Origin of the sequence: Stutzerimonas stutzeri (assembly GCF_018138085.1) — a bacterium.
Classification (GTDB): domain Bacteria; phylum Pseudomonadota; class Gammaproteobacteria; order Pseudomonadales; family Pseudomonadaceae; genus Stutzerimonas; species Stutzerimonas stutzeri_AI.
In genome coordinates, this window is record NZ_CP073105.1 from 3,641,108 (window position 1) to 3,661,426 (window position 20,319).

The window sequence follows — 20,319 nt, forward strand, 5'->3', positions numbered from 1 at the left end:
CGACCCGGTCGCTATAGCCTTGTATCGATTGCCGCAGCCGCCCGTAGCGCCTTGGCACGCGCGGCCTCGATCGAGCTATCGCGCGCCAGCGCAACACCCATGCGCCGCTGACCGCTGACGCCCGGTTTGCCGAACAGCCGCAATGCCGTGTCCGGTTCGGCCAGCGCCTCGGCCAGGTGACCGAAGCTCACCTGTTCGGATTCACCCTGCACCAACACCACCGCCGAGGCGGACGGGCCGAACTGCCGAATCGCCGGAATCGGCAGCCCGAGGATAGCCCGCGCATGCAGGGCGAACTCGGAGAGATCCTGGGAAATCAGGGTCACCAGACCGGTATCGTGCGGCCTGGGCGAAACCTCACAGAACCAGACCTTGTCGCCCTTGATGAACAGTTCGACACCGAAGATGCCGCGCCCTCCCAGCCCTTCCGTTACGGCCAGGGCGATGCGCTCGGCCTCCGCCATCGCGCCGGGCGTCATTGGCTGGGGTTGCCAGGATTCCTGGTAATCGCCTTTTTCCTGTCGATGCCCGACCGGCTCGCAGAAGGTCGTTCCAGATGAATGGCGAACGGTCAGCAGGGTGATTTCGTAATCGAAATCGATGAATCCCTCGACGATCACCCGCCCCTTCCCGGCCCGCCCGCCAGCCTGTGCGTACTCCCACGCACCAAGGACATCGGCCTCGCCACGCAGCACCGACTGGCCTTTGCCTGACGAGCTCATGACAGGTTTGATCAGGCAGGGAAACCCCAGCGCGGCGACAGCCGAGCGGCACTCTTCCAACGAATCGGCGAAGCGGTAAGGCGAGGTCGGCAGTCCCAGCTCTTCGGCAGCCAGGCGGCGAATGCCCTCGCGATTCATGGTCAGTTGCGCGGCGCGCGCGTTCGGAATGACGGTGTAGCCCTCGCCCTCCAGCTCCACCAGCGTCGCGGTGGCAATCGCCTCGATTTCGGGCACGATGAAATGCGGTTTTTCCTGTTCGATGACCGCGCGCAACGCGGCGCCGTCGAGCATGTCGATGACATGGTGCCGATGGGCCACCTGCATCGCCGGCGCGTTGGCGTAGCGGTCAACGGCTATGACCTCCACACCCAGACGTTGCAGCTCTATGACCAGCTCTTTGCCGAGCTCACCAGAGCCACAGAGCAGCACACGTGTAGCGCTGGCCGAAAGCGGCGTACCTATTCGGGGCATGTCATTCCTCGTAACGCAGACAGTAAAGAAATTCCCGTGCCGATATCTCGCACGTCAGCCTTAAAAGAGCAGCCCGCTCGAACGGGCCCGCTCGTGACAACGCTGGAGCACCTGACGCCGCTCCCGGTTGTCCATGCGGCCCCAACGGCGGATCTCATCGATGCTGCGCTGGCAGCCCGTACAACGGTCGTGCTCATCCAGGGCGCAGATGCTGACGCAAGGCGAGGCGACCGGTTTGTCGTCCAGGCTCAATCGTCCTGCTCCGCCAGGCCACGCGCGTAGCGCTGGGCGTTGTGCACATAATGGGCGGCGCTGGCCTCGAGCATCTTTTTCTGCTGCTCGGTCAGTTCGCGAATGACCTTGCCGGGCGAGCCCACCACCAGCGAGCCATCCGGGATCTCCTTGCCTTCGGCAATCAGCGTGTTGGCGCCGATGATGCAGTGCTTGCCGATCTTCGCGCCGTTGAGAATCACCGCATTGATCCCGACCAGGCTGTAGTCGCCGACCGCGCAGCCGTGCAACATCGCGTTGTGGCCGACCGTCACGCCAGTACCCAGCGTCAACGGGTGACCCATGTCGGTATGCATGACGCTGCCATCCTGCACATTGCTGTTTTCGCCGATGTGGATCAGCTCGTTGTCGCCGCGCAGTACCGCACCAAACCAGACGCTGGCGCCGGCCTCCAGGCGAATCTTGCCCACCAGCGTGGCATTAGGCGCTACCCAGCTCTGCGGATGACATTCAACTCGGGAATCGCCCAGGCGATATTTCACGGTCATGACCTCTTCTGGCTCAGATCGATATAGGAAGCAGGAGGACGGCGCATCTCGATTCCGGCGTCATAGACCAGATTCACCAGCTCAACGATCATGATCGCCGTCAGGCCCCAGATCTTGTACTCGCCGTACCGGTACGACGGCACGTACCAGGCGCCGCCCTGATAATCGATACGATGGGTGACCTCGCGGACGTCCTGGCAAAAGAATTCCAGCGGCACGGAAAACACCGAGGCGATTTCTGCATCGTTGGCGCGGTACTCGACGTAGTCCGGGACGATGCCAACGAAAGGCGTGACGTGAATACCGTGCAGCGAAACCAGGCTACTGAGCGGACCGACGATCTCGACCATTGCCGGCACCAGACCTACCTCTTCCTCGGCCTCGCGCAGAGCGGTATGCACCAGGTCACGGTCTTCCGGGTCGCGCCGGCCGCCGGGAAAGGCCACTTCACCGCCATGGGTGGACAGGCCACTGGCGCGAAGAGTCAGCACCAGTTCAGGCGAATCATTGCGGGTGATCGGCATCAACACCGCCGCCTCCGGCATTCGGCCTTCCGGCTCCAGGAGATGCGGGGAGTAGTCACGCACCCGTTGGAGAATCTTGTCCAGCATGAAGCGTCTCGTTCAATCTTTGTCGAGCATCATGGCATGAATCACACAGGCGCCCAAGACAGACAAACCAAAACCTGGCGCCGCCGGTAGCCCCGAATGCGGCAGAACGATACAGCAACTGTCGCCGGCAAACTTTTCGCGGCACACTGGTGCCAACCAACAGACAGTTCAGCGTTCGAATGGCGATGGCCGGTATCATTCACATGCCGAAGGAAGCGAGATGAAATACTGCAGCCAGTGTGGCGGCTCGATCATTGAGCGTGTGCCGGAAGGCGACAACCGGAGCCGATTCGTCTGCACCGCCTGCGACATGGTGCACTACCAGAATCCACGTATCGTTGCTGGCTGCCTGCCGGTCTGGCAAGACCATATCCTGCTTTGTCGTCGGGCCATCGAACCGCGACGCGGCTACTGGACCCTGCCAGCCGGCTTCATGGAGAACGGCGAAACCGTCCAGCAGGCGGCGGAACGAGAGACGCTGGAAGAGGCCTGCGCCCGGGTCGCGGACCTGCAGCTTTACACCCTGTTCGACCTGCCGCATATCAACCAGGTGTACATGTTCTTTCGCGCCGAGCTGGTCGACGAAGGCTTCTGCGCCGGCGAGGAAAGCCTTGAAGTCAGACTGTTCCGACAAGCCGACATCCCTTGGTCCGAGCTGGCTTTTCCGACCGTGGGCCGTACCCTAGAATACTTTTTCGCCGACCGGGTGCAGCAGACCTTCCCGGTGCGCAACGAAGCCATCGAAGCAATGCGGGTGGCGCGCAGACAGGTCTGATGCCGTAAGGATTCAGGAAAAGCTCCATGCGCTGGTTGTTAGCGATCTGTTGTTTCACGTTTGCCACCCTTTCCCATGCTACCGCCGCGCCCATGCTTGATGACTCGTTCATCGACAAGGTGCTGGTGGTCAAATCCGAACGCCAGCTTCATCTCATCAGCCGTGGCGTGACCATGAAAAGCTATCGGGTCTCGCTGGGCAAGCAACCGGGCCCCAAGGAACGCGAGGGTGACAAGCGCACGCCAGAAGGGTTCTACTGGATCGACTGGCGCAAGACGTCCGACAAGTACAATCTGGCGATGCACATCTCCTACCCGAACGCCAAAGACCTGGCCCGTGCCCGTCGCGAAGGCACTCGCCCAGGCAGCATGATCATGCTGCACGGCACCCCGGTCGACGAGGAATATCCCGAGTGGTTCTTCCACACCCTCGACTGGACCGAGGGCTGCATCGCCCTGAAGAACGACGACATGCGTGAAATCTGGAACCTGGTCAAGAACGGTACGCTGATCGAGATTCGCCCCTGACCCACAGCGCCGAGCTTGGCAGCAGGCGAGGCAGCACGTTAACGTGCCACCATTCCCTCGCCATTCTACCGCCCATGACGACGACATCCTCAGACGAGCAGCTACAGCTGGATAACCAGCTGTGCTTCGCCCTGTACTCCGCCTCCCTGCAAATGACCAAGGCCTACAAGCCGTTGCTCAAGAGCCTCGGCCTGACGTACCCGCAATACCTGGCGATGCTCGTGCTCTGGGAGCGCGACGGGCTGACCGTCGGTGAGATCAGCGCCCGCCTGCTGACCGAGCCCGGTTCGCTGACACCGCTGCTCAAACGCCTGGAGGCCGAGGGCCTGATCAATCGCACCCGGAGAAGCGACGACGAGCGGGTGGTCGAGCTGCATCTCACGGCAGCCGGAAGCGCCCTGAAAGAACGGGCCCGCAACTTTCCCGCCTGTATGCTCGAGTGCACCGGGCAGTCGCCCGAAGCGCTGCTGGCACTGCGCGACCAGCTCGCATCCCTTCGCGAAGCACTGCTGAAACGCGGCTGAGCGCACGCAAGACACCCATTTCGCGGCAACTCAGCCGGACGGAATCAAGATAGCTTTCTGTATTTATCTTGCGCGATAAATATTGGCGCGATAATTTATAGCGCACACACCCCAAGAGGAACGATCATGCAGACCATCACCGCTCTCTATACCGCCACCGCCACTGCTACCGGAGGCCGTGACGGCCGCGCCGTGTCATCTGACGGAATGCTCGACGTCAAGCTGTCCACCCCACGCGAGCTGGGTGGCCAAGGGGGCGATGGCAGCAACCCCGAGCAACTGTTCGCCGCGGGCTACTCCGCTTGCTTCATTGGTGCGCTCAAGTTCGTCGCAGGCCAGCAGAAGCAGCAGCTTCCCGCCGATACATCGATCACCGGCCAGGTCGGCATCGGCCAGATTCCCGGCGGGTTTGGCCTCGAAGTCCAACTGAACGTCAGCCTGCCTGGCCTTGATCAAGCAGTCGCAGAGCAGCTGACCGAGGCCGCGCACCAGGTATGCCCCTATTCCAACGCCACACGCGGAAACATCGATGTGCGCTTGAAGGTCAGCGTCTGATTGTCGGCATGAACAAAAAAACCCGAGCCGCCTGTGGCGACTCGGGCTCTTCATTGCAGCATCCGTTCAGAACTGCAGGTCGGACAACCGCCAGACCTCGAAGGCGGGCGTCTCGTATGGATGGGTACGTTTGAGGGCTTTGACGCTGTCATGAATCAGCTCGTCAGCCACCACCAACTCGACCTTCCACTCAGAGACCGAGTGCACCTGACCAAGCTGCCCGAGAAATGGCCTACTGCCTTCGAGCGGTCGATACTGCCCGTGACCGAGCACCTGCCAGCAGCAGCTGTCGTATGCGCCGATCCGCCCGGCGCCGGCGGCGAACACCGCCTGCTTGACGGCGTCCAAGTGGCTATCCGGGACGTAGAAACACAGCTTGTACATCAACCTCTCCGCACAAAAAACGCTCGGCGGAGCACTTCCCCGTCGACACGATCGCCTCGCCGAATCCGGTCGGTAAGGCCGAGCGCAACTATCAGACGTTGCCATCCGAGCTTGGTTCACCCGCCATGGTCGACCAGATCACAGATATGAAAAAGCCCGGAGCACCTAAAGCGCCTCCGGGCTCTTGCGCACAGCGCGACCTCAGTCCACCCAGACCCGCGCGTTGCGGAACATGCGCATCCAGCCACCATCTTCCTGCCAATCGTCCGGACGCCAGGAGTTGGTCACGGCGCGGAACACCCGCTCAGGGTGCGGCATCATGATGGTCACGCGACCGTCACGCGTGGTCAGCCCGGTAATACCCCGCGGCGAACCGCCCGGGTTGGCCGGATAACGCTCGGTGACCTTGCCGTGATTGTCGACGTAACGCAGCGCGACCGTGCCGGAGAGATCGGCCTCGAGCAGTGCTTCTTCGCTCTCGAACTCGGCATGGCCTTCGCCATGGGCGATGGCGATCGGCAGACGCGAACCGGCCATGCCCTGCAGGAAGATCGAGGGCGAATCCTGGATTTGCACCATGGCCACCCGCGCCTCGAACTGCTCGGAGCGGTTGCGCACGAAGTGCGGCCACGACTCGCTGCCGGGCACCAACTCGTGCAGATTGGAAAGCATCTGGCAACCGTTGCAGACGCCCAGGGCAAAGCTGTCCTTGCGCTCGAAGAAGGCACTGAAGTCCTCACGGGCACGGCTGTTGAACAGGATCGACTTGGCCCAACCTTCACCGGCACCCAGCACGTCGCCGTAGGAGAAGCCGCCGCAGGCGACCATACCCTTGAAACGCTCGAGACTGATACGCCCCGCGAGGATATCGCTCATGTGAACGTCGACCGCAGCGAACCCGGCACGATCGAACGCAGCGGCCATTTCGGTCTGGCCATTGACGCCCTGTTCGCGCAGGATCGCCACCTCAGGCCTGACGCCACGCTTGATAAAGGGCGCGGCAATATTCTCGTTGACGTCGAAGCCCAGCGTGACGCTCAGGCCAGGGTTGTCTTCCTCGAGCAGCGCGTCGAACTCCTGGTCGGCGCAGTCGGCATTGTCGCGCAGGCGCTGAATCCGGTAGCTGGTCTCGGACCACTGGCGTTGCAGCAGACGACGATCGCCTGCGAACACATCGGCGCCCTGGAACCGGATAGCCACGTGCCCGTTGTTGACCGGCTGGCCGATGACCGACACGCAGTCGGCCAGACCCGCGGCGCTGAATTGGGCGAGCACAACTTCGGTATCGCCCTGGCGCACCTGGAGCAACGCACCCAGCTCCTCGTTGAACAGCGCCGCGGGAATCTGCGCCGCGTCCTCCACCAGACCATCGAGGTTAAGGTTGAGGCCGCAATGCCCGGCGAACGCCATCTCCAGTGCTGTCGTCAGCAACCCGCCATCGGAGCGATCGTGATAGGCCAGGAGCAGGCCGTCCGCGTTGAGGCCCTGGATCACCGCGAAGAATGCCTGTAGATCCTCGGCATCATCGACGTCCGGCGCCTGGCGCGCCATCTGCCCGTACACCTGCGCCAGGATCGAAGCGCCCATACGGTTCTGCCCACGGCCCAGATCGATCAAGACCAGATCGGTTTCGCCCTTGTCCAGTCGCAACTGCGGCGTCAGGGTCTGGCGAATATCGACGACCGGCGCAAAACCGGAAACGACCAGCGACAGTGGCGAGGTCACGCTCTTCTCGGCGCCCTCCTCGCTCCAGCGGGTCTTCATCGACATCGAATCCTTGCCCACCGGGATGGTAATGCCCAGCGCCGGGCATAGTTCCATGCCGACCGCCTTGACGGTGTCGTACAGCCGCGCGTCCTCGCCCGGATGCCCGGCCGCGGCCATCCAGTTGGCGGAGAGTTTGATGTCAGAAATCTTCTCGATGCGTGCGGCAGCCAGGTTGGTCAGGGTTTCGCCAATCGCCATACGCCCCGAAGCGGGCGCATCGAGCAGCGCCAGCGGGGTCCGCTCGCCCATCGCCATGGCTTCGCCGGTGTAGACGTCGTAGCTGGTGGCGGTCACGGCACAGTCGGCCACCGGCACCTGCCAGGGCCCGACCATCTGATCGCGCGCCACCATGCCGGTGATGCTGCGGTCGCCGATGGTGATCAGGAAGCTCTTGCTGGCCACGGCCGGGTGGTGCAATACACGATCGATCGCTTCGCTCAGGTCGACCTGTTCGGCGGCGAAATCGTCGCCCAGCTCGGCCTCGCGCACAGCGCTGCGGTGCATGCGTGGCGCCTTGCCGAGCAGCACATTGAGCGGCATGTCGACCGGATTGTTGCCGAAGTGGCTGTCGGAGACCGTCAGATGCGGTTCGGCCGTCGCCTCACCGACCACTGCGAAGGGGCAACGCTCGCGCCGGCAGATCGCCTCGAAACGCTCGAGATCAGCCGCATCGACCGATAGCACGTAGCGCTCCTGGGATTCGTTGCACCAGATTTCCAGCGGTGCCATGCCCGGCTCGTCGTTCGGAACCTTGCGCAGCTCGAAGCGCCCGCCGCGTCCGCCATCGTTGACCAGTTCCGGGAAGGCGTTGGACAGGCCGCCTGCGCCGACGTCATGAATGAACTTGATCGGGTTCTTGTCACCCAGCTGCCAGCAGCGGTCGATGACTTCCTGGCAGCGGCGCTCCATTTCCGGGTTGTCACGTTGTACCGAGGCGAAGTCCAGGTCGGCCGAGCTGCTGCCGGTCGCCATCGACGAGGCTGCGCCGCCGCCCAGGCCAATGAGCATCGCCGGGCCGCCGAGCACGATCAACTTGCCGCCGACTGAAATATCGGCCTTCTGCACGTGATCTTCACGGATGTTGCCCATGCCGCCGGCCAGCATGATCGGCTTGTGATAGCCGCGCACTTCGTCGCCATGCGGGGTGCTGATCGATTGCTCGAAGGTACGGAAGTAACCACTCAGCGCGGGCCGGCCGAACTCGTTGTTGAACGCCGCGCCGCCGAGCGGGCCTTCGATCATGATGTCGAGCGGCGTGACGATGCGCTCGGGCTTGCCGTACGGCACTTCCCAGGGCTGTTCGAAGCCAGGGATGTTCAGGTTCGACACGGTGAAACCGGTCAGCCCGGCCTTGGGCTTGGCACCTCGGCCCGTGGCGCCTTCGTCGCGGATTTCGCCGCCCGAGCCGGTGGCCGCACCCGGGAATGGCGCGATGGCCGTCGGGTGGTTGTGGGTTTCGACCTTCATCAGGATGTGCACCGGCTCGCGGTTGGCCGCGTATTCACCGGTGTCCGGATTCGGGTAGAAGCGCCCGGCCACGTTACCGATGATGACCGCGGCGTTGTCCTTGTAGGCGGACAGCACGCCTTCGCCGTGCAGCTGATAGGTGTTCTTGATCATGCCGAACAGGGACTTGTCCTGGCTCTCGCCGTCGATGTCCCAGCTGGCATTGAAGATCTTGTGACGGCAGTGCTCGGAGTTGGCCTGGGCGAACATCATCAGTTCGATGTCGTGAGGATTGCGCCCCAGATCGGTAAAGCTGGCCACCAGATAATCGATTTCATCTTCGGCGAGCGCCAGCCCCAACTCCACGTTGGCCCGCTCCAGTGCCGCGCGACCTCCGCCAAGGACGTCGACCGCCGTCAGAGGCTTGGGCTGGGCGTGGCTGAACAGGTTCGCGGCGTCTTCGAAACGCTCGAGCACCAGCTGAGTCATGCGGTCGTGCAGCGCTGCGGCGATTTGCCGAGCCTGGTCATCGGACAGCTCTCCGGCCACGTAATAGGCGATGCCGCGCTCGAGGCGTTGGATCTTGTCGAGACCGCAGTTGCGGGCGATGTCGCTGGCCTTGCTCGACCATGGAGAAATCGTGCCGAAACGAGGGATCACCAGAAACAGCCGACCGGCAGGCTCCTGCACCGGTACGCTCGGCCCGTACTTCAGCAGCCGGGAGAGCACACGCTCTTCATCCGCGCCAAGCGTGCCGGATACCTCGGCGAAATGAGCAAACTCGGCATACAACCCGCTCACGGCGGGGACCTTCTCGGTCAGTTGCGCCAGGAGCTTGCCGTGACGGAAGGCGGAAAGAGCGGGAGCGCCGCGCAGGATCAACATCGTCGGAACAGCCTCGGGGAGGGGAGCAGTCGGGCCGCGTATTCTAGCCCATGACGGCCGTCGAGGCTAAGCCTGCTGCAAGCGGGCGCTCGCAGCTGTCGATCAGCCAGCAGCGTGAGGGCAGAACATCGCCGGCTGGCCGTCCGCAGGACCGCAGGGAGCCAGGCGACGCTCCGCTTCCGTTTCACAACAATCCCACTGCTAGGCCGAGCGCTCGCTGATTTCGGCCGAGCGCCGCGTTGCTAATGCAGTATCTGGCTGAGGAACAGTTTGGTCCGATCGTTGACCGGGTTGGTGAAGAAGGTGTCCGGATCGGCCTCTTCGACGATCTCGCCCTTGTCCATGAAGATCACCCGGTCGGCAACGGTACGGGCGAAACCCATTTCGTGGGTCACGCAGAGCATGGTCATGCCGCTTTCGGCGAGCCCGACCATGGTATCGAGCACCTCCTTGACCATTTCCGGATCCAGCGCCGACGTCGGCTCATCGAACAACATGATTTTCGGTTTCATGCACAGCGCCCTGGCGATCGCGACCCGCTGCTGCTGCCCGCCCGACAGCTGACCGGGAAACTTGTTGGCCTGCTCCGGGATCCGCACACGTTCGAGATAGTGCATGGCGACTTCTTCGGCCTGACGCCGCGGCATCTTGCGCACCCACATAGGCGCCAGCGTGCAGTTCTGCAACACGGTCAGGTGTGGGAAAAGATTGAAGTGCTGAAACACCATGCCGACCTCGCTGCGGATCGCCTCGATCTGCTTGAGGTCGTTGGTCAACTCGACGCCATTGATCACGATGCGCCCCTGCTGGTGCTCCTCCAACCGGTTGAGGCAACGAATGGTGGTGGATTTACCCGAGCCGGACGGCCCACACAGCACGATGCGTTCGCCCTGGGTGACGTTGAGATTGATGTCCTTGAGTACATGGAACTGGCCGAACCACTTGTGTACGGCCTGCATCTGGATGACCGGCTCGTCGGCCTGCGCAGGCCGGTCGGAACGTAGAGAATTCTCGCTCATGGTGTTTTTCCTTAATTCCGGTGACCGGTGTCGAGCTTGCGCTCCAGGTGCATCGAGTAGCGCGACATACCGAAGCAGAAAATCCAGTAGACCAGCGCTGCAAATACGTAACCTTCGGTCGACATCCCCAGCCAGGCAGGATCGGAGGTCGCCCGCTTGATGCTGTTGAGGAAGTCGAACAGGCCGATGATGATCACCAGGCTGGTGTCTTTGAACAGGGCGATAAAGGTATTGACGATGCCCGGAATGACCATTTTCAGCGCCTGCGGCAGGATGACCAGGATCATGCTGCGCCAGTAACCCAGGCCCATCGCCGCAGCGGCCTCGTATTGGCCCTTGGGGATCGCCTGCAAACCGCCGCGCACCACCTCGGCGACGTAAGCCGCCTCGAAGAAGACCACCATCACCATCGCGCGCATCAGCTTGTCGAGGTTCATCCCCTCGGGGAGAAACAACGGCAGCATTACCGACGACATGAACAGCACCGTGATCAGCGGCACGCCACGCCAGAACTCGATGAAGGTCACGCAGAGCACACGGATCGCCGGCATGTCCGAACGTCGACCGAGCGCCAGCAGGATGCCGAGCGGCAGCGCCCCGGCGATGCCCACCGCGGCGATCACGATCGTCAGCATCAGCCCGCCCCAGCGGCTGGTCGGCACGTTTTCGAGGCCGAGGAAGCCGCCGTGCAACAGCCAGTAGGCGACCAGCGGATAGACGATGAGATAGGCGATGCCATAGCGCGCCTTGCTCGGCATCTGCCGCAGGAACAAAGGCGCTGCGCCGACAATGGCAAGCCAGGCGGTCGCATCCACCCGCCAGCGCAATTCCGGCGGGTAGAAGCCGTACATGAACTGGCTGAAGCGCGTCTGCACGAACACCCAGCAAGCGCCCTCGCGCGTGCAGTCGGCGCGGGTTTCGCCGCTCCAGTCGGCCTTGATGATCGCCCACTCGAGCATGGGCGGAACGATCATCCAGATCAGATACAGCCCGACCAGCGTCAGCAGCGTGTTCCACCAGTTGGAGAACAGGTTGGCACGCATCCAGCCAACCACGCCGATATTGGCGGATGGCGCCGGCAGGTCCGGCTTAAAAGTATGAGTCGTCATGCGCTGGCCCTCACCGTTCGATCAGCGCAATGCGCTTGTTGTACCAGTTCATCAGCAGCGAAATGCTGATGCTGATGGCGAGGTAGACGCTCATGGTGATGGCCATGGTTTCTATCGCCTGCCCGGTCTGATTCAGCACCGTTCCAGCGAACAGCGAAACCATGTCGGGATAACCGATCGCAGCGGCCAACGACGAGTTCTTCGCCAGGTTGAGGTACTGGCTGGTCAGCGGCGGGATGATCACCCGCAGCGCCTGGGGAATGATGACCAGGCGCAAAACGCGGCCCGGGCGAAGGCCCAACGACGCGGCTGCCTCGGTCTGGCCATGGCTGACCGACTGGATGCCGGCACGAACGGTCTCGCCGATAAAGGCTGCGGTGTAGATCGAGAGCGCCAGCACGATCGACACCAACTCGGGGATGATGACCCAGCCACCGCGGATATTGAAACGCTGGAGTTCCGGCACTTCCCAGAGGAATGGCGCGCCGAACAGCAGCCCACACAAGGTCGGGATGGCAACGAACAAGGCGACGCTGGCCCAGAACGCAGGGAATGTCTGACCGGTCGCGTCGTGGCGTGCACGTGCCCAGCGGTTAAGCAAGACGATGGCCACCAGCGCCACGAACAAGGCGATCCAGAACGGCCAGAAGCCGTCCCCGGCGCTTGGCGAAGGCATCTGCACACCGCGGTTGTTGACGAAAATGATGTCCCACAGACTCAAGCTGTTGCGAGGCCCTGGCAACGGGCTGAGCACGGCGAAGTAGACGAAGAATATCTGCAGCAGCGGCGGGATATTGCGGAACGTTTCGATGTACACGGTGGCGATCTTGCGGATCAGCCAGTTGGGTGACAGTCGCGCAACGCCGAGGACGAAACCGATGAGCGTCGCCAGGATGATGCCGATGACGCTGACCAACAGCGTGTTGAGCAAGCCGACCCAGAACACACGCCCGTAGGAGTCGCTTTCGCTGTAGTCGATCAGGTGCTGGGAGATGCCGAAACCGGCCGCATTATCGAGAAAGCCGAAGCCGGATGTAATGCCCCGATGAGCGAGGTTGGTCTGGGTATTGTCGAAGAGAAACCAGCCGACAGCCACTACCGTCACGACTGCCAGAATCTGGAACAACCAGGCTCGCGCCTGCGGATCCGTGAGCAACGAGCCGCGCGCTGCCTCCGTTTTGGCGATGGTTCGCATCAAGAAACCTCATAAGGCACTGCCGATGCTAGCGCACCGGCAATGCTCGTCCCTGAAACAAGGCCAGTTTCCACTGGCCTGGCTCGGTCAACGCACCGGTGGCGCGTACTGCAGACCTCCGTTGGTCCAGAGCGCATTGAGACCGCGATCGATCTTCAGCTCGCTGCCCGAACCGATGTTGCGTTCGAACACTTCGCCATAGTTGCCAACCTGCTTGACGATCTGCACCGCCCAGTCCTTCGGCAGTTTCAGGTCCTTGCCATACTCGCCTTCGGCGCCGAGCAAACGGGCCACGTCCGGGTTCTTGGTGGTCTTGGCGGTTTCCTCGACGTTTGCCGCGGTGATGCCGAGCTCCTCGGCATTGATCATTGCCAGCAAGGACCAACGCACGATATCGAACCACTCCTCGTCACCTTGGCGCACGGCTGGGCCCAGCGGCTCCTTGGAAATGACTTCTGGCAACACCACGTAGTCGTCCGGCTTGGCCAACTTGATCCGCTGCGCATAGAGCTGCGATTGATCCGAGGTGAGCACATCACAGCGACCGGACTCCAGCGACTTGGCGCTTTCATCGGACGTGTCGTAGGTGATCGGGGTGTACTTGAGGTTGTTGGCGCGGAAATAATCCGACAGATTGAGTTCGGTGGTGGTGCCCGCCTGGATACAGACGGTGGCCCCGTCGAGCTCCTTGGCACTGGAGACGCCCAACGACTTGTTCACGAGAAAGCCCTGGCCGTCGTAGTAGGTCACGCCGGTAAAATTCAGCCCCATCGCCGAATCGCGGGAGCTGGTCCAGGTGGTGTTGCGCGACAGCACATCGACCTCGCCCGATTGCAACGCGGTGAAGCGCTCCTTGGCGGTCAAGGGGGTGAACTTGACCTTGTTGGCGTCCCCGAACACCGCAGCCGCGACGGCGCGGCAGACATCCACATCGATTCCCTTGTACTCGCCCTTGGCGTTGGTGAAGGAGAAGCCTGGCAGGCCGTCGCTCACGCCGCACTGCACGAAGCCCTTCTTCTTCACCGCATCCAGAGTCGCCCCTGCCTGCGCCAGGCCACTGACACTCAGAAGTGTCGCAGCGCCAAGCACGGCCAGTGTGGATTTAACCCTTATCATCGAAACCTCCAGTTTGCTTTTATTCTGCGGGGTCGGGGTCGTCTACCTGCGTCGCGCATGCCAACCGGCATGCATCGAGCGGAACGGCAGAAGCACCTGACCTGAGTCTAGTCGCCGATTGATTAACGGCAACTTCTCCCGATGCACTCGCCAGCACGAGCGCGAGCGACCTCGGTATCCGTGCCACCACGTGACGAAGCAAGCGCCATACCAGAACCATTCATAAGCAGCCCGAACGGCACTGCGACCTTCAACGGCGGCGCGGGTACAGGTAACCTCGCTGCATCTTGCTGCATCCACCCTTCCCGCCCGCCCCAACATGAGGCGAGCCCCAGACGGAGCCCATATGAGCGCCCCACTGATCATCGAACCCGCAACATCTGCCGACTCGTGCGTCATCTGGCTGCACGGCCTCGGCGCCGATCGCTATGACTTCCTCCCGGTCGCCGAAGCCCTGCAGGAACGCCTGTTACGGACTCGTTTCGTCCTTCCCCAGGCGCCGACCCAGGCGGTGACCATCAACGGTGGCTGGGCGATGCCAAGCTGGTACGACATTCTCGCCATGAGCCCGGCCAGGGCGATCAACCAGGCGCAGCTCGAAGAATCTGCACAAACGGTGATCGCCCTCATCGAGGCGCAGCGAGACGGCGGCATCGATCCCCGACGCATCATCCTCGCGGGCTTTTCTCAAGGCGGTGCGGTTGTCTACCACACCGCCTTCCTTCGCTGGGCCGGCCCGTTGGGCGGCGTTCTGGCGCTGTCCACCTACGCACCGACCTTCAGCACTGACCTCAAACTCTCGGCCGAGCAGCAAAGCGTTCCGGTGCTATGCCTGCATGGGACCGCTGACAATGTCGTGCTGCCGTCGATGGGACGCGCCGCCTACGAGAGCCTGGTGCAGAACCACGTCACGGCCGAATGGAAGGACTACCCCATGGCCCACGAGGTGAGCCCCAAGGAAATCAGCGATATCGGCGATTGGCTGCTGGCCCGTCTCGCCTGAGGTGCAAGCAGGCTGAGCACCGCCTTCGTCAAGAAATGTGACGCTGCGCGCCTGGCCGATCGGTCAATTAAGGCTACCCTTCAGCTGGGTAGAGCTAACTCGATGCGCCCGCTTTCGCAGCGCATTCGCGGCCAGACCGAGCCGGCCCGACCAAAATCGACGGGGCATAGCGAGTCATGACGAAGAAGTATTCCGGCAGGATGTCGCCGTCATGAGGCGTGTCGAAATGCAGCACTTGCGACAAGCACGCCTGCTCGATCATGTCGACGAGCCCTGCCTGCGCCTGTTGCAGGAGCTGTTCGAGCCATACCGGATCGACACCGGCGATATCCTGCTTTCGCCACTGCAAGCCAATCAATACCTGTACCTGGTGCTCGACGGCGAACTCGCCGTCCACCTCGACTCGCTCGACGGGCAGCCGGTGCGGACCATCGGCGCCGGCGACTGTGCAGGCGAAATCAGCTTCATGGACGGCCTGCCGCCCTCGGCCTACGTCGTGGCGCTGGAACCTTCGCTGCTGTTGCGCTTGCACCGCGGGTCGATGCCGGTGATCACTCGCTCGCCCCGGCTCATGCAGAATCTCGCCGAATTGCTCTGCCACCGGGTTCGCCTGAGCGATCGGCTGATCATCAACAGCGAGCAGAACGCCAACATCGACACCCTCACCGGCTCCTTCAACCGGCGGTGGCTGGAGCAGATCTACAATCGCGAACGCACCCGCTGCGCCTTCAATGGCCAGCCACTCGCGCTGCTCATGCTCGATGTCGACCAGTTCAAGGACTACAACGACAGGCACGGTCACCTGGCGGGTGATCATGCGCTTTGCCTGGTTGTGGACACTTTGGCCAAGCTGCTTCGCCCCGCCGACAGCCTGGTGCGCTACGGCGGCGAGGAGTTCGTGATCCTGCTTCCGGAAATGACCCTGAGCGATGCGCGTAACGTCGGCGAGCGCCTGCGCCAGAGCCTTGAAGCGATCGCCACATTCCGTTCATCGATAGGGACGCTACCCGGCGTGACGATCTCCATCGGGGTAGCGCCGATGCGGCCCGAGGATGATCTGGAGACGCTGATCCACGCCGCCGATCAAGCGCTCTACCAAGCCAAGGCGCAGGGCCGAAACCGGGTATGCGGCTGATACTGAACGGCTTTGGCCAAACGCGCCCGAGCAAGCGCAACACCCGCCCCGAGCAAGTCTTCGCCGTATCTGCTTCTTGCATTACACTGGCGGGCGAACCTTATCGACAGAGACGAAACCGTGCTCAAAGCACTCAAGAAGATTTTTGGTAAAGGCCCGGCAGAGCAAACCCCCGCCCAGCCTGTCAGCCACACCGTGACGCCCATAGATTCACCCCGCGGCCCGGCCACCGATGCGCCAGCCGATGCGCCCGCTACGGCGACGCCCAAGCCACGCCGAGAGCGCCCGCGCAAACCGGCGGCCCCGCCCGCCCCAGCCTGGAAACTGGAAGATTTTCAGGTCGAGCCCGCTGAAGGCAAGACACGCTTTCATGACTTCAAACTCGCCCCCGAGCTGATGCACGCGATCCATGACCTGGGTTTCCCTTACTGCACGCCGATTCAGGCGCAGGTGCTCGGCTTCACGCTCAAGGGCCGTGACGCGATCGGGCGCGCCCAGACCGGTACCGGTAAAACCGCCGCGTTCCTGATTTCAACCATCACCCAACTGCTGCAGACGCCCCCGCCCAGCGATCGCTACATGGGCGAGCCGCGGGCGCTGATCATTGCCCCCACTCGAGAACTGGTGGTGCAGATCGCCAACGACGCACTGAACCTGACCAAGTACACCGGCCTGAACGTGATGAGCTTCGTCGGCGGCATGGACTTCGACAAGCAGCTCAAGGCGCTGGAAAGCCGTTATTGCGACATTCTGGTCGCTACCCCGGGGCGGTTGCTGGATTTCAATCAGCGCGGCGAAGTGCACCTGGACATGGTGGAGGTGCTGGTTCTCGACGAAGCCGACCGCATGCTCGACATGGGCTTCATTCCGCAGGTTCGCCAGATCATTCGCCAGACGCCGCCGAAGAGCGAACGCCAGACACTGCTGTTCTCCGCCACGTTCACCGAAGACGTGATGAACCTGGCCAAGCAATGGACAACCGATCCGGCGATCGTCGAGATCGAAGCGGAGCACGTGGCCAGCGACACCGTCGAGCAACACGTCTATGCCGTTGCCGGCAGTGATAAATACAAGCTGCTCTACAACCTCATCACGCAGAACGACTGGACCCGGGTGATGGTGTTCGCCAACCGCAAGGACGAGGTTCGTCGCATCGAGGAACGCCTCACCCGCGACGGCATCAGCGCCGTGCAGATGTCTGGCGACGTGCCGCAGCACAAGCGTATCCGTGCTCTGGAAGGTTTCCGCGAGGGCAAGATTCGCGTCATGGTGGCCACCGACGTCGCGGGCCGCGGGATACACGTCGACGGCATCAGCCATGTGATCAATTTCACCCTGCCGGAAGTGCCCGATGACTATGTGCACCGCATCGGCCGCACCGGTCGGGCGGGCGCCACAGGGACGTCGATCAGCTTCGCCGGCGAGGATGACGCCTTCGCCCTGCCAGCGATCGAAACGCTGCTGGGCCGCAAGATCAGCTGTGAAATGCCACCAGCCGAACTCCTGGCACCGGTCCCGCCCAAGCGCTGAATCGAAGCCGCAACGGATAGCAAAAAGGCGAAGCCTGGCTTCGCCTTTTTAGTGCCTGACATTTCAGTGCCTGACATTACCTTTTCACCCGAACCCTGGTCAGTCCTGCTGCCACCGCTGTGCCGCGGCCTGGTCGCTGCAACGGCCCTCCACCCAACGCGGGCCTGACGGGGTATCTTCCTTCTTCCAGAACGGCGCCCGGGTTTTCAGGTAATCCATAACGAACCGGCAGCCATCGAACGCCGCTTCACGATGGGCGCTGGCGGCACCGACGAAGACGATCGGCTCCCCCGGTTCGAGTCGGCCGACTCGATGCAGAATTTCCAGCTTGAGCAGAGGCCAGCGCTCGCCCGCCTCCTCGACGATTTTCTGCAGTGCCTTTTCCGTCATGCCGGGCGCGTGCTCGAGAAACATCCCGGCGACATCCTGACCATCGTTGAAATCGCGAACGTAGCCGACAAAGCCGGTTACCGCGCCGACGCCGAGGTTGGCCGCGTGCAATGCATTGAGCTCGGCACCTGGGTCGAACGCGGCCTGCTGTACCCGCACACCCATGTTCAGCCTCCGGTCACGGTGGGGAAGAATGCGACTTCATCGCCGTCGGCCAGCGGCTCGTCCAGGCTACATAGCTCCTGGTTGCGAGCACACATCAGGTTCTGCTCGCCCAATACCGCCCATTGACCACCGCGCGCTAGCAGTCGCCGTCTGAGGTCCTCGACCTGCAGAAGTGAAGAGTCCCAATCCAGCTGTTCGGTATCGAGGCCGAGCGTTTCACGATAACGCGCGAAATAATGCACCTGAATCATGTCGGCACCTGCCAGTGACCGCTTTTGCCACCCAGCTTTTCCAGCAGCCGTACACCTTCCACGACCATGCCCTTGTCGACGGCCTTGCACATGTCGTAGATGGTCAGCGCCGCAATGCTCGCAGCCGTCAGCGCTTCCATTTCCACACCGGTCTGACCGGCCAGCTTGCAGCGCGCCTCTATTCGCACACAGTCATCGCCTTCCGGTTGCAGCTCGACCTTGATACTGGTCAGCAGCAGCGGATGGCACAGCGGGATCAGTTCGTGAGTTCTCTTCGCCGCCTGGATGCCGGCGATGCGGGCGACGGCAAAAACGTCACCTTTGGGATGTCCGCCCTGCTGGATCATCTGCAGGGTTTCAGGACGCATACGCACTTTCGCCTCGGCCACCGCTTCGCGCGCCGTAACGGCTTTTGCGGTGACGTCGACCATGTTGGCGCGTCCGTTGGAATCGAGGTGAGTAAGCATAAACAGGCGACTCCGAAAAACGATGCGGCACATTGTATACACAACATGCCGCCCCGCGCCTGGCCCGCCGTCCTCGTTCGACGGGCGTCAGCGGGTTGCCTACATATGGGCCTCGGCATACTCCGCCAGTATCGAGCGGGGGACGCCTTGCAGCGTAATGTGCATGCCGTGCGGGAAATCCTTGAAGCGCTCCGTGAGATAGGTCAGCCCCGAACTGGTGGCCGAGAGATAAGGGGTATCGATCTGCGCCAGGTTGCCCAGGCAGACGACTTTCGAACCACTGCCGGCCCGAGTGATGATGGTCTTCATCTGGTGTGGCGTCAGGTTCTGGCATTCATCGATCAGAATCAGGCTCTGCTGGAAACTGCGGCCGCGGATGTAATTGAGCGATTTGAACTGCAGCGGTACCTTTTGCAGGATGTAGTCGACGCTGCCGTGAGTACTCTCGTCATCCATGTGCAACGCTTCGAGGTTATCGGTGATCGCGCCGAGCCAGGGCTCCATCTTTTCCGCCTCGGTCCCTGGGAGGAATCCGATGTCCTCATCGAGGCCCTGCACGCTGCGGGTCGCGATGATCCGACGATAGCGCTTGCTCACCACCGTCTGCTCGATGGCGGCCGCCAGCGCGAGGATGGTCTTGCCGGAGCCGGCGGCTCCCGAAAGATTGACCAGGTGGATGTCGGGGTCGAGCAAGGCGAATAGCGCCAGCGCCTGATGGATGTCGCGTGGGCGCAAGCCCCAGGCTTCCTGATGCAGTAACGGCTCCTGGTGCATGTCCAGCAAGAGCAGCTCGTCAGCCTTGATGCCCTTGATCCAACCAACGAAGCCCTGCTCGTCGAGTATGAACTCGTTGATGTGCACGGCAGGCAGGTTGTCGATCAGCTGCACACGGTGCCAGGTCCGTCCATGCCCCTGATGGGTATCGACCTTGCTGACCCTATCCCAGAACGAGCCGCTCAGGCTGTGATAACCGCGAGACAGCTGACCGACGTCGTCGACCAGCTTGTCGGTGTGGTAGTCCTCCGACGCGACACCGCAGGCGCGTGCCTTGAGCCGCATGTTGATGTCGTTGGTCACCAGGACCACCGGAACACCACTGCTGCGCCGTTGCAGCTCCACCACCTGGTTGATGATCTTGTTGTCGTTGAGATCCTCTGGAAGCGCGGTCGCGTCGGCGCCCTTGCTCATCAGGATCGACAGACTGCCGCAGGGTCCGCTTTTCTCGCGCTGGATCGGTACACCGAGTTCGACTTCCTCGGGGGTCGCGTTGCCGAGCACCTTGTCGATCAGACGAATCGCCTGTCGGCATTCGGCCGCCACGGTGTGCTTGCCGGTCTTGAGCTGATCCAGCTCCTCCAGAACCGTCATCGGAATGGCGACCTGGTGCTCCTGGAAATTCAATAAAGCGTTGGGGTCGTGGATCAGGACGTTGGTGTCCAGAACGTAGAGGGTGGGCTGAGTAGCGCGGGGTCTGCCGTAGTCATCCATACGCG

Annotated in this window: 21 protein-coding genes; 7 read left to right on the top strand and 14 right to left on the bottom strand. The window is 62.4% G+C overall.

Going from position 1 to position 20,319, the window contains the following annotated elements:
• Nucleotides 1–11: 11 nt before the first annotated feature.
• Genes purT through KCX70_RS16790 form a run of 4 tightly spaced genes read right to left on the bottom strand, consistent with a single transcriptional unit; the run spans nt 12 to nt 2,583 of the window.
• A complete protein-coding gene (gene purT, locus KCX70_RS16775; RefSeq protein WP_212618211.1) occupies nt 12–1,193 on the bottom strand; it encodes a formate-dependent phosphoribosylglycinamide formyltransferase in 1,182 nt (393 codons plus the stop codon).
• Nucleotides 1,194–1,253: 60 nt separating this feature from the next.
• Entirely contained in the window at nt 1,254–1,445 is a 192-nt protein-coding gene (locus KCX70_RS16780) for a DUF1289 domain-containing protein (protein ID WP_021208327.1), read from the bottom strand.
• Nucleotides 1,442–1,966, bottom strand: a complete 525-nt coding sequence (locus tag KCX70_RS16785; RefSeq protein ID WP_031311041.1) for a gamma carbonic anhydrase family protein — start codon at nt 1,964–1,966, stop codon at nt 1,442–1,444. Before KCX70_RS16785 ends, KCX70_RS16780 begins: the two co-directional genes overlap by 4 nt.
• 2 nt (nt 1,967–1,968) lie before the next feature.
• A complete protein-coding gene (locus KCX70_RS16790) occupies nt 1,969–2,583 on the bottom strand; it encodes a CoA pyrophosphatase (protein ID WP_021208329.1) in 615 nt (204 codons plus the stop codon).
• Nucleotides 2,584–2,803: 220 nt separating this feature from the next.
• On the opposite strand from KCX70_RS16790, the gene KCX70_RS16795 reads away from it, so the two are divergent.
• The 4 genes from KCX70_RS16795 to KCX70_RS16810 all read left to right on the top strand — a co-directional run bounded on the left by KCX70_RS16795 (nt 2,804) and on the right by KCX70_RS16810 (nt 4,964).
• Nucleotides 2,804–3,358: an NUDIX hydrolase gene (locus KCX70_RS16795; protein ID WP_021208330.1), complete on the top strand. Its 555-nt coding sequence runs from the start codon at nt 2,804–2,806 to the stop codon at nt 3,356–3,358.
• Nucleotides 3,359–3,384: 26 nt separating this feature from the next.
• Nucleotides 3,385–3,885: a L,D-transpeptidase family protein gene (locus KCX70_RS16800; protein ID WP_021208331.1), complete on the top strand. Its 501-nt coding sequence runs from the start codon at nt 3,385–3,387 to the stop codon at nt 3,883–3,885.
• Nucleotides 3,886–3,959: 74 nt separating this feature from the next.
• A complete protein-coding gene (locus tag KCX70_RS16805) occupies nt 3,960–4,409 on the top strand; it encodes a MarR family winged helix-turn-helix transcriptional regulator (RefSeq protein ID WP_021208332.1) in 450 nt (149 codons plus the stop codon).
• A gap of 126 nt (nt 4,410–4,535) precedes the next feature.
• Nucleotides 4,536–4,964: an organic hydroperoxide resistance protein gene (locus tag KCX70_RS16810; protein WP_021208333.1), complete on the top strand. Its 429-nt coding sequence runs from the start codon at nt 4,536–4,538 to the stop codon at nt 4,962–4,964.
• 66 nt (nt 4,965–5,030) lie between these two features.
• On the opposite strand, the gene KCX70_RS16815 is transcribed toward KCX70_RS16810, so the two are convergent.
• The 6 genes from KCX70_RS16815 to KCX70_RS16840 all read right to left on the bottom strand — a co-directional run bounded on the left by KCX70_RS16815 (nt 5,031) and on the right by KCX70_RS16840 (nt 13,885).
• Nucleotides 5,031–5,348 (bottom strand): YqfO family protein, encoded by a 318-nt coding sequence (locus KCX70_RS16815; RefSeq protein WP_021208334.1) that lies wholly within the window; start codon nt 5,346–5,348, stop codon nt 5,031–5,033.
• A 201-nt stretch (nt 5,349–5,549) separates the two neighbouring features.
• Nucleotides 5,550–9,446, bottom strand: a complete 3,897-nt coding sequence (purL, locus tag KCX70_RS16820) for a phosphoribosylformylglycinamidine synthase (protein WP_212618212.1) — start codon at nt 9,444–9,446, stop codon at nt 5,550–5,552.
• 242 nt (nt 9,447–9,688) lie between these two features.
• Nucleotides 9,689–10,465: an amino acid ABC transporter ATP-binding protein gene (locus tag KCX70_RS16825; protein ID WP_212618213.1), complete on the bottom strand. Its 777-nt coding sequence runs from the start codon at nt 10,463–10,465 to the stop codon at nt 9,689–9,691.
• Nucleotides 10,466–10,476: 11 nt separating this feature from the next.
• Nucleotides 10,477–11,574: an amino acid ABC transporter permease gene (locus tag KCX70_RS16830; RefSeq protein WP_212618214.1), complete on the bottom strand. Its 1,098-nt coding sequence runs from the start codon at nt 11,572–11,574 to the stop codon at nt 10,477–10,479.
• Between the two features lie 10 nt (nt 11,575–11,584).
• On the bottom strand, nt 11,585–12,769 hold the full coding sequence (locus KCX70_RS16835; protein WP_212618215.1) for an amino acid ABC transporter permease: 1,185 nt from the start codon (nt 12,767–12,769) through the stop codon (nt 11,585–11,587).
• 87 nt (nt 12,770–12,856) lie between these two features.
• Complete coding sequence (locus KCX70_RS16840; RefSeq protein ID WP_102853573.1) at nt 12,857–13,885, bottom strand: amino acid ABC transporter substrate-binding protein; 1,029 nt, start codon at nt 13,883–13,885, stop codon at nt 12,857–12,859.
• Between the two features lie 346 nt (nt 13,886–14,231).
• Between KCX70_RS16840 and KCX70_RS16845 the strand changes: the two genes are divergently transcribed.
• The 3 genes from KCX70_RS16845 to rhlB all read left to right on the top strand — a co-directional run bounded on the left by KCX70_RS16845 (nt 14,232) and on the right by rhlB (nt 17,553).
• The gene (locus KCX70_RS16845; protein WP_212618216.1) at nt 14,232–14,888 is read left to right on the top strand and encodes an alpha/beta hydrolase; all 657 of its coding nucleotides are present in this window, start codon (nt 14,232–14,234) and stop codon (nt 14,886–14,888) included.
• Between the two features lie 211 nt (nt 14,889–15,099).
• On the top strand, nt 15,100–16,023 hold the full coding sequence (locus tag KCX70_RS16850; RefSeq protein WP_212618217.1) for a GGDEF domain-containing protein: 924 nt from the start codon (nt 15,100–15,102) through the stop codon (nt 16,021–16,023).
• A 120-nt stretch (nt 16,024–16,143) separates the two neighbouring features.
• On the top strand, nt 16,144–17,553 hold the full coding sequence (rhlB, locus tag KCX70_RS16855; RefSeq protein ID WP_207765196.1) for an ATP-dependent RNA helicase RhlB: 1,410 nt from the start codon (nt 16,144–16,146) through the stop codon (nt 17,551–17,553).
• Between the two features lie 99 nt (nt 17,554–17,652).
• Here the strand turns inward: rhlB and moaE are convergent, their stop codons facing one another.
• The 4 genes from moaE to KCX70_RS16875 form a co-directional block, all read right to left on the bottom strand.
• The gene (gene moaE / locus KCX70_RS16860; RefSeq protein ID WP_102853575.1) at nt 17,653–18,108 is read right to left on the bottom strand and encodes a molybdopterin synthase catalytic subunit MoaE; all 456 of its coding nucleotides are present in this window, start codon (nt 18,106–18,108) and stop codon (nt 17,653–17,655) included.
• 2 nt (nt 18,109–18,110) lie between these two features.
• Entirely contained in the window at nt 18,111–18,359 is a 249-nt protein-coding gene (locus KCX70_RS16865) for a MoaD/ThiS family protein (protein WP_102853576.1), read from the bottom strand.
• On the bottom strand, nt 18,356–18,826 hold the full coding sequence (gene moaC, locus KCX70_RS16870; protein ID WP_102853577.1) for a cyclic pyranopterin monophosphate synthase MoaC: 471 nt from the start codon (nt 18,824–18,826) through the stop codon (nt 18,356–18,358). The genes KCX70_RS16865 and moaC overlap by 4 nt, the downstream gene beginning before the upstream one ends.
• Nucleotides 18,827–18,925: 99 nt before the next feature.
• On the bottom strand, nt 18,926–20,314 hold the full coding sequence (locus tag KCX70_RS16875) for a PhoH family protein (protein ID WP_021208346.1): 1,389 nt from the start codon (nt 20,312–20,314) through the stop codon (nt 18,926–18,928).
• Between the last annotated feature and the right edge of the window lie 5 nt (nt 20,315–20,319).